We start from the raw sequence: 13,320 nt of genomic DNA, 5'->3' as shown, positions 1-13,320 counted from the left end.
CTGCCCGGTAGGCAACTTCCCAATGTGGGTGCGCGCACCTGGACGTGTGTCCGGGCCGTATCGGCGTGCCTATAGGCTGAAGCCGTCGGTGGTTTCCAGTTGAAACGGGCGCGTGAAAAAATCGGCAAAAATACTGTACATGCATACAGTCTTGTTCTACATTCCATCCCAGGTGACCGGATGTCACCGATCACCTGAGCTTCAATTTTTTAACTATGGATGGATAAAAAATGAAACCGACAAAAGCCCTTATGCTGGGCGCGGCCATGATGGCCTCCTGCTTTATTTCGGCCTCTGCCCTGGCCGAGCCAACCCTTGCGATACTCACCCCCGGTACGGTCAACCAAGGCGTGATCGATGCGCTGAAACCGGGTGGCACGCTGACGCCCGTGCCGATCCCGGACGATCTGCTGCAAAAGCTGCTGGATGCTAAGAACGGCAAGGTAAAACCCGCTGGCAAGGCGGCCAGATCCGCACCGTTCAACACTGCCATCGGCGAGCTGAAAAAGCCGAGCCAGTCCAACCTGAAAAGTGCTGCCGTCGCCGCCTTTGAGCCGCTGTTTCCGACCCTGGATATCAACACCCTCTACACCATCGACCAGGTGCAAACGGGCCAGGAGTTTCCCTACCACTTCAACCTGCCGCACAACGCCCGTGTATTGGTGCAGTTGATCAACCAGAGCGCCGGCGCCGATATGTCGCTAAGCCTGTTCCGCGATGACGGCCAGGGCAACCCGCAATTGATCGATACGTCCGATAACCCAGGCAACGCCGATGAATACCTGGGCGGCATCCTGCCGGCGGGTGATTACTACTGGTTCATGGTGGCCAAGACCGCAACCAACGCGCAGTTCAGTTTTGGTGTGGCGGTGGACACCAACATCGACGCTTTTGAGCCCAACGACACACCGGAAAGTGCCTTTGCGCTGCCGGACTCGATGAACAAGGTGACCGGCAACCTCGACAACGCCAGTGACGTTGATTACTTCGACTTCAAGGCGGTGCGCGGCCAAAGCGTGAGCATGTACCTGGCGGGTGATGAAAATGGCAGCCGCAACCAGTGGCTCTTCGAGCGTTTCGATGGTGCCAACTGGGTCACCGTGCCGGCCGGCTCCACGTCGACCTACCCGAGCGTCACGCCGGGCACCACCGTCAAGGTGCGCGTACGTGCCAACCCGGGCGTGGCACAAGACCCGACCAAGCAGTACGCCTTGAGCCTTGGCTCGACGCCACGGTTGAACACATCGGATGTGAAGGGCGACAACATCGTGCGGGTGCCGGCTTCGATATTCTGGATGGCGACCCAGGCCGGGCGCACGTTGAACTGGACCACCAACTGGTCCGACTCCACGGGCGCACCTCTGTTGGGGGTTACGCCTGTGCTGCGCGTGGACAAGCGCTTTGTGGGCGCCGAGTACCACTGGACCGACTTCAAGGCCAGCACCAACAGCGCCGGCACCTCCCAGGCCAGCGCCGCGCTCGGCGAATGCTTCGGCGATTACCGCGTGCAATACCCGGACAGCAGCACCGGCGTGAAATACAACTGGGAGACCACCTTCAACTTCGGCGGCTGGCGTATCGAGCTGGACGAGTTCCCCGGCGTGGGGGTGGGCGGTGACAATGTGGCGTACGTGACCTTTGGGCACATCTGCACCCAGGACATCATTCACTGATCTGTTGACGCAAGCATGAAGGGGCAGTCCATCCGGACTGCCTTTTTTATTCGCGGGCCAGGGCCTGCTTCATTGGCAGGCGCGCCATGCTCGTGCTTTTCAACGAGCCCAGGTACAACCAGTCGCCGTATTCACGCGCGGTGGTGATGGGCGAATAATTGCCCGTGCTGCCATCCTGCAAGTTGGCGATGACCTTGCCGTCGGTATCCAGCCCCAGCACAAAGGCTTTGCGCTCGATGGGCCTGGGCACCACCATCAGCGCCCGTACCATCACCTTGCGCAGCAACGGATAGCCGGCGAAGCCATCCAGCAACGGGTTGCGCGGCGAATACAGCGCGACCCAGAAGCGATCGCTGCCGTTGAAGCTGAGGTTGTCCGGCAGGCCCGGCAGATTGTCGATAAACAGGTCGTGGATACCCACGTGCTCACCCTTGAGCCAGTAGCGGCTGATGCGGTAGGCGCCGGTTTCGTTCACCAGCACATAGTTCTCATCCGGCCCCAGCGCCACACCGTTGGCAAACTGCAACTGGTCAAGCAACACCTCGGTGAGGCCGGTGGCAAAGTCATAGCGCAACAGCCGACCATCGCCGCCATGTTCGATCACGGCTTCACCATCCTGGCCATAGCCCCAGCGACTTGACGCGTCACTGAAATAGGCAAAGCGCCCACTGGCGTCAACGGTCACGTCATTGGTAAAGCCAAACGGCAAGCCATTCGCGCTGCTGGTCAGCGGTGTGAGTTGGCGATTGGCATCCAGCGCGAGCAAGCCCTTGACCCCATCGGCAATGATCAAACGCCCATCCGGGTGCAACGCCAGGCCGAGCGGACGCCCGCCGGTATTGGCCAACACTTCCAGGGTGTGGCTGTCGGGCGATGTTCGGATGACGCGTCCGTCCTGCAGGCCACTGATCAAAAAACCTTGCGCATCCAGCAACAAGGCTTCGGGCCCGGCGATGTCCGATGCGCCGATTCGTTGCACCGCCTTGAGCCGCTGATTCTCGGCGTAGGTGCCGTCCTTCATCGAGGGCGCCTTGGGCGGGGCCCAGTTCACCGGTTGTACGTGGGTGGGCATCAGCAGCAGAAAGGCGATCAGCGCAAGCGATACAACGAACAGCCCATGACGAAGACTTTGACGGCGGTGGCTCATGACTGTTCCTGGTTGTCGTGGGCGTTGGGTTCCCACTGCAGAGTGCCGAACAGGTAATCCATCAGCGGCAGAACGATATTGAAATTGCGCCCTTGCATCAGTTCGCGGCGGTGGTGCAGGGCGTGCAATTGGTGCATCTGGCGGATCCACGGCAGGCGTGCCACGCGGTGGTTGGCAGGCAGGTGTTCGCAGGCGTGGAACACCTCGTACAGCAAGTAACCGAGGATCATGCAGGCGGCAAACAGCCCGGCGATGTTGGGGCTCAGGTGGTTGAGCAACCACCAGGCGGGCAGGGTGATGGCCAGGCTGTGCAGCACGATCAGCCACGCCGGAAACAGGATCACGCGCCAGTCCCGAGGGCTGTCGTAGGTCATGTGGCCGGGCGTGAAGAAACTGTGATGGTCGCCGGTGTGACGCGCATAAAACAGCCGGGCGAGGGTGTGCTTGTGATGACCGAGGTGGCGGTGCACGAGGTAGATGCACAGGTTGAAGAACACCAGCGTCAGGGGCACGGTCAGCCACTGGAGCGCGGTGATGTGGTCGGTGGAGGACCCGGCGAGGAGGATGCAGAAAATGCCATAACCGAGGACGAAACCGGCGTGCAGCCATGGGTGGTAATGGCGGCTTATGGCCGCGCGATAACGGGTGCGGAAGGTCTCGGTAGGGTGGGCCATGGCGGTCAGCTCGGTATTTTTTTGTTGGAGGCTGAGCTTAGTTGGTGGTGGGGATTGTGCGAGTTTTTGCGCCGTACACCGATCAAAATGTGGGAGCGCGCTTGCTCACGAAAGCGGTGAGTCAGTCGCGGTATGCAGTGACGGACACACCCTCTTCGCGAGCAAGCCCGCTCCCACATTTGCACCAAGACCGACCAATGGCCTCTTGCACAGCCCTGATTTACTTGCTAGCTTCTCGCAAAATGTTAACGATAACATTTGCTCTAACAATAAAAACAAAACAGAGAATCACGCCATGAAAATGCTCCCAAAAACCCTGTGTTTACTGGCTGTCAGCATCACCCTCGGCAGCGCGGCTCCAGCCTTTGCCGACGCCGCCAAACCGATCCGCATCGGCGCTTCCTTCCAGGAGATCAACAACCCCTATTTCGTCACCATGAAAAACGCCCTTGAAGAAGCCGGCGCGACCATCGGTGCAAAACTGATCATCACCGACGCCCGTCACGACGTGTCCAAGCAAGTCAGCGACGTCGAAGACATGCTGCAAAAGGGCATCGACATTCTGTTGATCAACCCTACCGACTCGGTCGGCGTGCAATCGGCGGTCAAATCCGCCCATGCCGCCGGGGTTGTGGTGGTTGCGGTAGACGCGCAAGCCGACGGCCCACTGGACTCCTTCGTCGGCTCGAAAAACTTCGACGCCGGTTTCCAGGCGTGTGAATACCTGGCCAAGAACATTGGCGACAAAGGCAACATCGCGATCCTCGACGGCATCGCCGTGGTGCCGATCCTCGAGCGTGTGCGCGGCTGCAAAGAGGCGGTGGCCAAGCACCCGGACATCAAGATTGTCAGCATTCAGAACGGCAAGCAGGAACGTGACCAGGCGCTGACCGTCACCGAAAACATGCTGCAAGCCCAGCCCACGCTCAAGGGCATTTTCAGCGTCAATGACAACGGTTCTCTCGGCGCCTTGTCGGCCATCGAAGCCAGTGGCCTGGACGTAAAACTGGTCAGCGTCGACGGCGCGCCGGAAGCGATCAAGGCGATCCAGAAGCCCGGCAGCAAGTTCATCGCCACCTCGGCGCAGTACCCACGCGATCAGATCCGCTTGGCCCTTGGCATCGCGCTGGCCAAGAAGTGGGGTTCGCAAGTGCCTGCCACCCTTCCGGTGGACATCACCTTGATCGATCAGGCCAAGGCCAAGGACTTCAGCTGGTAAATCGCCCGGGCCCCACGTCACACGTGGGGCTTGAGGTCTCCTTCTGAATACGAGGTCGGCGGTATGAGCAGTCTTCTGAAGCTGGAAAATATCTGTAAGCGTTACCCGGGCGTGCAGGCCCTCAAGGGCATCAACCTGCAAGTGGAACGCGGCGAGATTCATGCCTTGCTCGGGGAAAACGGCGCGGGCAAGTCAACCCTGATGAAGATCCTCGGCGGTGTCGAGCATCAGGACGAAGGGCAGATTCTGATCGACGGCCAGGCGCAGCAGTTCGCGACCTACCGCGATGCGATCGCTGCCGGCATTGGCATCGTGTTCCAGGAATTCAGCCTGATTCCCTACCTCACGGCGGTGGAAAATATCTTTCTCGGCCACGAGTTGAGCAACCGTTTCGGCCTGCTGCGCAAGCGCGAGATGGTCGAGGCGTCGCACGCATTGTTCAAGCGCCTGGGCGTGAACATCGACCTGCAGTGCGCGGTCAAGCACCTGAGCGTGGCCGAGCAGCAGTTTGTCGAAATCGCCAAGGCCCTGGCCCTGGACGCGCGCTTGCTGGTGCTCGATGAGCCGACCGCCACGTTGACGCCCAGCGAAGCCGAGCTGCTGTTTCAGATCATGCGCGAACTCAAACGCCAGGGCGTGGCGGTGATTTTTATCTCCCATCACCTGGAGGAAATCTTCCAGGTGTGCGATCGCATCAGCGTATTGCGCGACGGCGGCAATGTCGGCGTGACCGATGTGGCCGACAGTGACATTGATCGGCTCGTCGAGATGATGGTCGGCCGCCGCCTGGAATGCAGTTTTCCGCCTAAGCCGACCGATGCACGCGGCCCGCTGTTACTGGAGGTCAAGGACATTCAGCTGGTGCGCAACGGCCCGCATAACCACTTCCAGTTGCACAAGGGCGAGATCCTCGGCTTTGCCGGGCTGGTGGGTTCAGGCCGTACCGAACTGGCGCTGGGCATGATGGGCGCGCTGCCGTCGGTGAGCAAAGAGGTGTGGTTGCGCGGCGAGAAAGTCACCCTCGATGACCCGGCGCAGGCCCTGGCCCACGGTATCGGCCTGCTGCCCGAAAGCCGCAAGAGCGAAGGATTGATCACGGACTTCAGCATTCGCGAAAACATCTCCCTGAATAACCTGCCCAAGTACCAGAACGCCTCCGGGCTGATCGACAAGGCCAGGGAGTGCGCCAGTGTTGAAGACCTGATGCGCCAGCTGTCGATCAAAGCGCCCAGCGGCGAAAGCCGAGTGTTCAACCTCAGCGGCGGCAACCAGCAAAAGGTCGTGATCGCGCGTTGGATCAACCACCACTGCGACGTGCTGGTGTTCGACGAACCCACACGCGGCATCGACGTCGGCGCCAAGGCGCAGATCTACGCACTGATGCGCAGCCTCACCGAGCAGGGCTACGCAATCATCATGATTTCCTCCGAACTGCCCGAAGTCATCGGCATGTGCGATCGCGTCGCCGTATTTCACAAGGGCGCCATCGTCAAGGTACTCGAAGCGTCCGCCGTCAACCCACAAGAGGTCATGCGCCATGCAACAGGGGGCTCAAGTGAATATGTCCATTAACACCGGCGACACCGGCCGGCTGCGCCTGAACCTGGCGCGGCTGGTGCGTTCGCCGGCGTTTTATCCGTTCGTGGGGCTGGTGGTGGTGACCCTGGTGATGATCCTCGCCAGCGACACGTTCCTGACCGCCAGCAACCTGTCGAACATCGCCCGCCAAGTGTCGATCAACGCGATCATCGCCGTGGGCATGACCTGCGTGATTCTCACCGGCGGGATCGACCTGTCGGTGGGGCCGGTGATGGCACTGTCCGGTACGTTGACCGCCGGCTTGATGGTCGCGGGCTTGCCGCCAGGCCTGGCGATAGGCGCCGGGATGCTGATCGGCGTGGCCTTTGGCATCGGCAACGGGCTGTTCGTCGCCTACCTGCACATGCCGCCGATCATCGTCACCCTGGCAACCATGGGCATCGCCCGTGGGCTGGGCCTGATGTACACCGACGGCTACCCGATCTCCGGGTTGCCGGAGTGGTTCGGCTTCTTTGGGCGCCAGAGCCTGTTCGGCATCGAAGTGCCGATTCTGATCATGCTGATGACCTATGCAGCCGCCTACGTGTTGCTGCAACACACGCGCATCGGCCGCTACATCTACGCCATCGGCGGCAATGAAGAAGCGGTGCGTTTGTCTGGCGTACGGGCGGCGCGCTTCAAGTTGCTGGTGTACGGCATCAGCGGCCTGACCGCCGCGATTGCCGGGCTGGTGCTGACGTCACGCTTGATGAGCGGCCAGCCGAATGCGGGCGTGTCGTTTGAGCTCGATGCGATTGCCGCGGTGGTACTCGGTGGCGCGTCGATTGCCGGCGGGCGCGGGGTCATCGTCGGCACCTTGCTCGGCGCCATGCTCCTGGGCGTGTTGAACAACGGCCTGAACATGCTCGGCGTTTCGCCCTACGTCCAGAGCGTGATCAAAGGCGCAATCATTTTGCTGGCGATCTTTATCAGCCGTCAGCGGCACAAATAAATTCCCACCAGACAGGACCGAACACCATGGACAAGCACACCCACATGCAAGCCGTCGTCTGCCACGGCCCGAAGGACTATCGCCTGGAGCGCATCGGCAAACCCAAGGCGCGCGCCCATGAACTGGTGATCCGCATTGCCGCCTGCGGCATCTGCGCCAGTGACTGCAAATGTCACTCCGGCGCGGCGATGTTCTGGGGCGGCGACAACCCGTGGGTCAAGGCGCCGGTGGTGCCGGGCCACGAGTTTTTCGGCTATGTGGAGGAAGTGGGCGAGGGCGCCGAGGAGCATTTTGAAGTCGCTGTCGGCGACAAAGTGATTGCCGAGCAGATCGTGCCGTGCGCCAAGTGCCGCTTCTGCAAGTCGGGCAAGTACTGGATGTGCGAAGTGCACAATATCTTCGGCTTTCAGCGCGAAGTGGCCGAAGGCGGCATGGCCCAGTACATGCGCATCCCCAAGACCGCGATCGTGCACAAGATTCCAGAGTCGGTGTCGCTGGAAGACTCGGCGCTGGTGGAACCGATGGCCTGCTCGATCCACACCGTCAACCGTGGTGAAATCCAGCTCGATGACGTGGTGGTGATTGCCGGTGCCGGCACGCTTGGGTTGTGCATGGTCCAGGTCGCCGCGTTGAAGACGCCGAAAAAACTGGTGGTGATCGACATGGTCGACGCGCGCCTGGAGCTGGCCAGGCAATTGGGCGCCGACGTGGTGATCAACCCATCGCGCGACAACGCTCGCGAGATCATCAACGGCCTCACCGACAACTATGGCTGCGATGTGTACATCGAAACCACCGGCGTTCCGGCCGGCGTGACCCAGGGCCTGGACCTGATTCGCAAGCTCGGGCGCTTTGTCGAATTCAGCGTGTTTGGCGCCGAGACCAGCGTCGACTGGTCGATCATTGGCGACCGCAAGGAACTGGACGTACGCGGCGCGCACCTGGGCCCGTATTGCTACCCGATTGCCATCGACCTGTTCGAGCGCGGCCTGGTCACCTCCAAAGGCATCGTCACCCATGATTTCCCGCTGGATAACTTTGCCGAAGCGTTCGAGCTGGCCAACTCGACCAAATCGATCAAGGTGCTGTTGAAGCCGGTGGCCTGAATGATGGAATACGTAATAGGTGTCGACATAGGAACCCAGAGCACCAAGGCGCTGCTGGTGGATGGTCAAGGCACGATCATCGCCCAGCACAGCCAGGGGTATCGCGTGGATACCCCGAAAGTGCGCTGGGCCGAGCAATGGCCGCAGGTGTGGCTGGACGCCGTGGAAGCCTGCGTGGCGCAGTGCATGGCCAAGGCCGGCGTGGCGCCTGCGCAGGTCAAGGCGCTGTGCATCAGCAGCCTGTACGGCGGCTCGGGGATTGCCGTGGATGCGCAGATCACACCGCTGCACCCGTGCCTGATCTGGATGGACCGACGCGCCAGTGAGCAGGTGGCATGGGTGCGTGAACAGGTGGATTTGGAGCGTCTGTTCGCGGTCACCGGCAACTCGGTGGACAGCTACTACGGCTTCACCAAGATGCTCTGGCTCAAGCAGCACCAGCCGCAGGTGTGGGCGCAGACGCGTTACCTGCTGCCGCCCAACAGTTACATCAACTGGTGCCTGACCGGCGAGTTGGCGGTGGACCACAGCAGCGCGGGCAACATTGGCGGCGTCTACGATGTGGCGCAGCGCGGCTGGTCTGAAGAGATGCTGGCGGCACTGGGCATTCCCTTGGCGATGATGCCCGAGCGGCTGGTGTATTCCGGTGAAGTCGTGGGCGGTTTGTTGGGCGCGTGGGCTGCACGCCTGGGGTTGCACGCGGGTACGCCGATCCTCGCCGGAGGTGTGGACGCCGCCATGGCGACGTTGGCCGCCGGTGTCACACAACCGGGCAACCACGTGGCGATGATCGGCACCAGCATGTGCTGGGGCTACTTGAACCAGCAAGTGGACGCGCGCCACGGGTTGGTGAGCATGCCGCATGTCTACAACGGCCATCGAGACCTGTACATCTTTGGCGGCGCAATCACCGCCGGGGCGTCGGTCAGTTGGTTTCGCGAACAGTTCTGTCAGGCCGAAGAGCTGCAGGCCAAGGCCACCGGGCAGGACAGTCTGGCGCTGCTGGAGCAGAGCGCGATGAAGGTTCCGGCAGGCAGCGAAGGCTTGCTGTTCCTGCCGTATTTGATGGGCGAGCGCAGCCCTGTGTGGGACGACCGCGCCAGCGGCAGTTTTGTCGGGCTGAACCTGTACCACAGCCGCATCCACCTGTACCGCGCGGTGCTTGAAGGCGTGAGTTTCGCCCTGCGCCACAACATCGAAGCCGGCACGCAGGGCGCGCACTCACTGGACCCGCGCCTGATTGTGGTGGGTGGGGCGAGTCATTCGGATGTGTGGATGCAGATCATTGCGGACGTCACGCGGTACCCGGTCTACACCATTGTGCAGGAGGTGGAAGCGGCGCTGGGCGCAGCGTTGCTGGCGGCGCACACGGTGGGGTTGGTGAGTGATGGGGCGATGGAGAAGGGCTGGGTGCAGCTGGAGTTGCGGGCGCAGCCCAAGCGCGAAAATGTCGCGGTCTATGACCAGGCGTTTGGCGAGTACTTGAAGCTGTATCCAGCGCTCAAACCGATCATGCACAGCTTGCAATCCGACTAATTCAACACGGTCCGAATGTGGGAGCTGGCTTGCCTGCGATAGCGGTGTATCAGTGGCAAATGGGCTAACTGACCTACCGTAATCGCAGGCAAGCCAGCTCCCACAGTGGACCTTTATTGTCTATGGAAGAGTGACCATGACCACCACCTTCAACTTCACCCACCAGCGCATCCTCGTCACTGGCGCCACCAGCGGCATTGGCCATGAAATTGCCCTTCAGCTCATCAACAGCGGCGCCGAAGTCTTCGCCCTCGGCCGCGACGCCGAGGCCTTGGCCAAGTTGGGCTGCAACACCTTATGCGTGGACATCGCCGACAGCGCCGCCCTCGACAATGCCCTGCACGACCTGCCGCCACTGCACGGCCTGGTCAACTGCGCCGGCATTTCCCGTCTTGAACCCGCCGCCGCCATCAGCGCTGCCGCGTTCGACCAGGTGATGAACGTTAATGCCCGCGCCGCCGCCCAGGTCGCGAGCCGGGTCGCTGCAAAAATGATCGAGGCAAAGATTGCCGGCAGCATCGTCAACGTCTCCAGCCAGGCCTCGCTGGTGGCGTTGGATGATCACCTCAGCTACTGCGCCTCCAAGGCTGCACTGGACGCCATCACCCGCGTGCAATGCGCCGAGTGGGGCCGCTTCGGTATTCGCATCAACAGCGTCAACCCCACGGTCACCCTCACGCCGATGGCCGCCATGGCCTGGTCCGACCCGGCCAAGCGCGACCCGGCGCTGGCAGCCATCCCCTTGGGGCGTTTTGCTGAGACGCTGGACGTGGCGCTGCCGGTGCTGTTCCTGCTGAGCAGCGCCGCCAGCATGATCAGCGGCGTGAGCCTGCCGATCGATGGCGGCTACACCAGCCGCTAGCCGTTTTCCAGTACGCCTGCGATCACCACTTTGTCGCGTGGCTTGTACGGGTCTTGCAGGCGGTCGAGCAGCAGGCGTACCGCGCTGCTGCCGGCCAGGGACGCGTCGTGGGCCACACAGGCGATGGGCACGCCGAAGATATCGGCGAAGGGCAGGCGGTCGATGCCGCAGATGGTCAGGCTGTCGTGCGCGATGTTGTGCATGCGCAACGCACGCAATGCGCCGAGGGTGATCAACTGGTTGAAGCCCATGATCGCGTCCGGCGCCGTGTGTTCGGCCAGGTAATCGAGGGTGTGCAGGTACGACGGCATCAACGTGTAGTCGCCGGCCTGCACTTCAACTTCAATATGTGGATGGTCGGCAAGCACTTCGCGCAGGCCCTTGAGGCGTTCCACGGTGATACGTGAATGCGCAGGCCCGGTCAGCACCAGCAGGCGCTTGAGCTCGGGCGTCTGGCGCAGCAGGTAGTGCGCGGCCTGGATGCCGCTGTGGTAGTTGTCGAGCACTACACGGCTGAACGGGCTGTCGTGAAGCGTGCGGTCGAGCAGCACCACCGGGGTTTTGCCATTGCCCAGGCGCTCCAGGTAATCGGGCTGGTAGCTTGGCTCATCGGAGACCGGCGAGAGGATGATCCCCGCCACGCGGTAGCCCAGCAGGGTGTCGACGGCCTTGCTTTCCAGCTCTTCCAGTTCGTCGGTGTCCACCAGCATGATGGTGTAGCCGTGCTGTTTGGCCTCACGGGAAATTGCCTTGATCATTTCGCTGTAGAACGGGTTGTCTACCGAGGCAGTGATCACGCCGATGATCAGGCTTTCACTGCGCTTGAGCCCACGGGCGAAAGCGTTCGGCACATAATCGAGCTCCCGCGCCACTTCGAGGATGCGCGCCAGGGTGGCGGGTTTGACCAGGTCGGGTTTGCTCAGCGCGCGGGACACGGTGATGGTGGTCATGCCGACCCGTTTGGCAATGTCGCTGATGGTGACGGACTTTTTCTTGTTCATCGGTCAGGCTGCAAAAGGAAACACCCGCAGGCTAGCATGCGCGCAGGTCCAGGGTGATTCAAATCAGCGGGTCCCAGCGTTGTGACCAGTCACTTTCGGCCTTGACCACGCCGCGCAGCAATTCCAGGGCCTGTTGCAACACAGCTGAATCGCGCGCGCGTGAATAGACCAGGTAGGTTGGAAAGCTGAACTCCGGTGCTTTCGGCACGCGCTGCATCACGCCGCTGTCCAGGTAGCTTTGCACCACACGCGTGCGGAAATACCCGGCGCCGCCGTTTTCCAGGATGTACTGCAACGCCAGCGGGCCGAGGTTGAAACTCAGCGCGGCGCGGGCCTTGTCGGGCAGGGCGGTGTCATGTTGCTGGCGAAAGCCTGGACCCCAGTCGATGTAGACGTAAGGGTCCGGCTTGCTCACCAGTTGCACCAGGATCAGTTTTTCTTCCAGCACCTGTTCTACCTGCAGGCCCGGCCAATACTGAGGCTGAAACACGAGGGCGGCATCGAGTACGCCCAGTTCCAGTTGGCGCAGCAGGTATTCGCCTTCACGGACTTCGGTGCGCAGGGCGTGCCCCGGGATGTGTTCGCGCAGGGCTTGCGCCCAGCCGAGCATCAGCGGATTGCACAGGCTGACTTCGCCGCCGATGTGCAGGACATTGCGGTAACCGTCGGGCAACGGCAGGTCGCGTTTTGCGGCTTCCCAGGTTTGCAGCAGCTGGTTGGCGTATGTCACGAAGGCTTCGCCGTCGGCGGTCAGGCGGGCGCCGGCACGGTTGCGGATGAACAGCGTGCTGCCGAGCTGGCTTTCGAGGTTTTTCACGCGTGCGGTGATGGCGGTCTGGGTGACGTGCAGTTTCTCGGCGGCGGCGGCCAGGCTGCCGCAGCGGGTGATTTCGAGGAAGGTGCGTGCCAGTTCGATGTCCATGAAGCCCCCAGGGATGAATGGGGGGATTGTAGTGGAATACGGTCTGGGCTGGGGTGGGCTTGATTAGGTAGATTGGGGGGCATATCCGTTGCTGCGGTAATGGCGGCTTGGGGTTCCGCTCTTACAGCGGGTCACTTTTGGCAAACGCCCGGAATGCCGGCCCAGCCAAAAGTAACCAAAAGGTCTTTGCCCCACCACTCGGCACCTCGCTTGGGCTCGGTGTGCCCTCACTCCGGCTTGAATCCGTGGGCCGCCGCGATGGGCCATCCATGGCCCAACACGGCTAACCCGGCGTCCTGCCGGGTTACCCACGGATTCAAGCCTGCGTTCGGCCAGCGTGGTTGACGGGGCCTGTTAGATCAAGATCAAAAGCAGAGCACGGCGGCCTGGTAGCCGACCTGAGTGGTAGAAGCAAAAGCAGGGCGACAGCACAGCAACACACTTCTAACTGATGCACTGAGCTCCAAATGTGGGAGCGGGCTTGCTCGCGAAAGCGGTGGTTCAGTCAGCTCATGTATCACTGACACACCGCCTTCGCGAGCAAGCCCGCTCCCACAAGTTGACCGAGTGCAGCCGCCAGCACTGCACCGCACTGCTTTTGCTTTTCTGTGGGAGCTGGCTTGCCTGCGATGCAGGCACCTCGGTCTATC

At 61.7% G+C, this 13,320-nt stretch carries 11 protein-coding genes; 7 read left to right on the top strand and 4 right to left on the bottom strand.

Features of this window, described 5'->3' with window-relative positions; all coding sequences use genetic code 11:
* The first annotated feature begins 230 nt into the window (after window positions 1-230).
* The gene (locus tag AACU78_RS28345; protein WP_106578898.1) at window positions 231-1,673 is read left to right on the top strand and encodes a hypothetical protein; all 1,443 of its coding nucleotides are present in this window, start codon (window positions 231-233) and stop codon (window positions 1,671-1,673) included.
* Between the two features lie 46 nt (window positions 1,674-1,719).
* Here the strand turns inward: AACU78_RS28345 and AACU78_RS28340 are convergent, their stop codons facing one another.
* Together AACU78_RS28340 and AACU78_RS28335 are read right to left on the bottom strand one after the other, a co-directional pair.
* A complete protein-coding gene (locus AACU78_RS28340) occupies window positions 1,720-2,820 on the bottom strand; it encodes an SMP-30/gluconolactonase/LRE family protein (RefSeq protein WP_106578897.1) in 1,101 nt (366 codons plus the stop codon).
* Entirely contained in the window at window positions 2,817-3,494 is a 678-nt protein-coding gene (locus AACU78_RS28335) for a sterol desaturase family protein (RefSeq protein WP_106578896.1), read from the bottom strand. Before AACU78_RS28335 ends, AACU78_RS28340 begins: the two co-directional genes overlap by 4 nt.
* Window positions 3,495-3,789: 295 nt before the next feature.
* On the opposite strand from AACU78_RS28335, the gene AACU78_RS28330 reads away from it, so the two are divergent.
* The 6 genes from AACU78_RS28330 (at window position 3,790) to AACU78_RS28305 (ending at window position 10,747) form a co-directional block, all read left to right on the top strand.
* Window positions 3,790-4,713, top strand: coding sequence for a substrate-binding domain-containing protein (locus tag AACU78_RS28330; RefSeq protein WP_106578895.1), 924 nt, complete (start codon window positions 3,790-3,792; stop codon window positions 4,711-4,713).
* A gap of 63 nt (window positions 4,714-4,776) precedes the next feature.
* Complete coding sequence (locus tag AACU78_RS28325) at window positions 4,777-6,285, top strand: sugar ABC transporter ATP-binding protein (protein WP_106578894.1); 1,509 nt, start codon at window positions 4,777-4,779, stop codon at window positions 6,283-6,285.
* Window positions 6,251-7,243: an ABC transporter permease gene (locus AACU78_RS28320; protein WP_106578893.1), complete on the top strand. Its 993-nt coding sequence runs from the start codon at window positions 6,251-6,253 to the stop codon at window positions 7,241-7,243. The genes AACU78_RS28325 and AACU78_RS28320 overlap by 35 nt, the downstream gene beginning before the upstream one ends.
* Before the next feature lie 26 nt (window positions 7,244-7,269).
* Window positions 7,270-8,349 carry an alcohol dehydrogenase catalytic domain-containing protein gene (locus tag AACU78_RS28315; protein ID WP_106578892.1) on the top strand — a complete coding sequence of 360 codons (1,080 nt, stop codon included), beginning with the start codon at window positions 7,270-7,272 and terminating at the stop codon, window positions 8,347-8,349.
* A 3-nt stretch (window positions 8,350-8,352) separates the two neighbouring features.
* Window positions 8,353-9,885, top strand: coding sequence for an FGGY-family carbohydrate kinase (locus AACU78_RS28310; RefSeq protein WP_106578965.1), 1,533 nt, complete (start codon window positions 8,353-8,355; stop codon window positions 9,883-9,885).
* A gap of 136 nt (window positions 9,886-10,021) precedes the next feature.
* The gene (locus AACU78_RS28305; RefSeq protein ID WP_106578891.1) at window positions 10,022-10,747 is read left to right on the top strand and encodes an SDR family oxidoreductase; all 726 of its coding nucleotides are present in this window, start codon (window positions 10,022-10,024) and stop codon (window positions 10,745-10,747) included.
* Here AACU78_RS28305 and AACU78_RS28300 read toward each other — a convergent pair.
* Together AACU78_RS28300 and AACU78_RS28295 are read right to left on the bottom strand one after the other, a co-directional pair.
* Window positions 10,744-11,748 (bottom strand): LacI family DNA-binding transcriptional regulator, encoded by a 1,005-nt coding sequence (locus AACU78_RS28300; protein WP_106578890.1) that lies wholly within the window; start codon window positions 11,746-11,748, stop codon window positions 10,744-10,746. The two genes, AACU78_RS28305 and AACU78_RS28300, sit on opposite strands and share 4 nt — an antisense overlap.
* Before the next feature lie 58 nt (window positions 11,749-11,806).
* A complete protein-coding gene (locus AACU78_RS28295; protein ID WP_106578889.1) occupies window positions 11,807-12,670 on the bottom strand; it encodes a LysR family transcriptional regulator in 864 nt (287 codons plus the stop codon).
* Window positions 12,671-13,320 lie beyond the last annotated feature (650 nt).

Origin of the sequence: Pseudomonas sp. R9.37 (genome assembly GCF_963878885.1) — a bacterium.
Classification (GTDB): Bacteria; Pseudomonadota; Gammaproteobacteria; order Pseudomonadales; family Pseudomonadaceae; genus Aquipseudomonas.
This window is presented reverse-complemented; position numbering and strand designations above follow the sequence as displayed.

Bases quoted from the DNA above. Each gene is read 5' to 3' on its own strand.
- AACU78_RS28305 (WP_106578891.1), top strand. From the start codon at position 10,022: ATGACCACCACCTTCAACTTCACCCACCAGCGCATCCTCGTCACTGGC.
- AACU78_RS28325 (WP_106578894.1), top strand. From the start codon at position 4,777: ATGAGCAGTCTTCTGAAGCTGGAAAATATCTGTAAGCGTTACCCGGGC.
- AACU78_RS28295 (WP_106578889.1), bottom strand. From the start codon at position 12,670: ATGGACATCGAACTGGCACGCACCTTCCTCGAAATCACCCGCTGCGGC.
- AACU78_RS28345 (WP_106578898.1), top strand. From the start codon at position 231: ATGAAACCGACAAAAGCCCTTATGCTGGGCGCGGCCATGATGGCCTCC.
- AACU78_RS28300 (WP_106578890.1), bottom strand. From the start codon at position 11,748: ATGAACAAGAAAAAGTCCGTCACCATCAGCGACATTGCCAAACGGGTC.
- AACU78_RS28320 (WP_106578893.1), top strand. From the start codon at position 6,251: ATGCAACAGGGGGCTCAAGTGAATATGTCCATTAACACCGGCGACACC.
- AACU78_RS28340 (WP_106578897.1), bottom strand. From the start codon at position 2,820: ATGAGCCACCGCCGTCAAAGTCTTCGTCATGGGCTGTTCGTTGTATCG.
- AACU78_RS28315 (WP_106578892.1), top strand. From the start codon at position 7,270: ATGGACAAGCACACCCACATGCAAGCCGTCGTCTGCCACGGCCCGAAG.
- AACU78_RS28335 (WP_106578896.1), bottom strand. From the start codon at position 3,494: ATGGCCCACCCTACCGAGACCTTCCGCACCCGTTATCGCGCGGCCATA.
- AACU78_RS28330 (WP_106578895.1), top strand. From the start codon at position 3,790: ATGAAAATGCTCCCAAAAACCCTGTGTTTACTGGCTGTCAGCATCACC.
- AACU78_RS28310 (WP_106578965.1), top strand. From the start codon at position 8,353: ATGGAATACGTAATAGGTGTCGACATAGGAACCCAGAGCACCAAGGCG.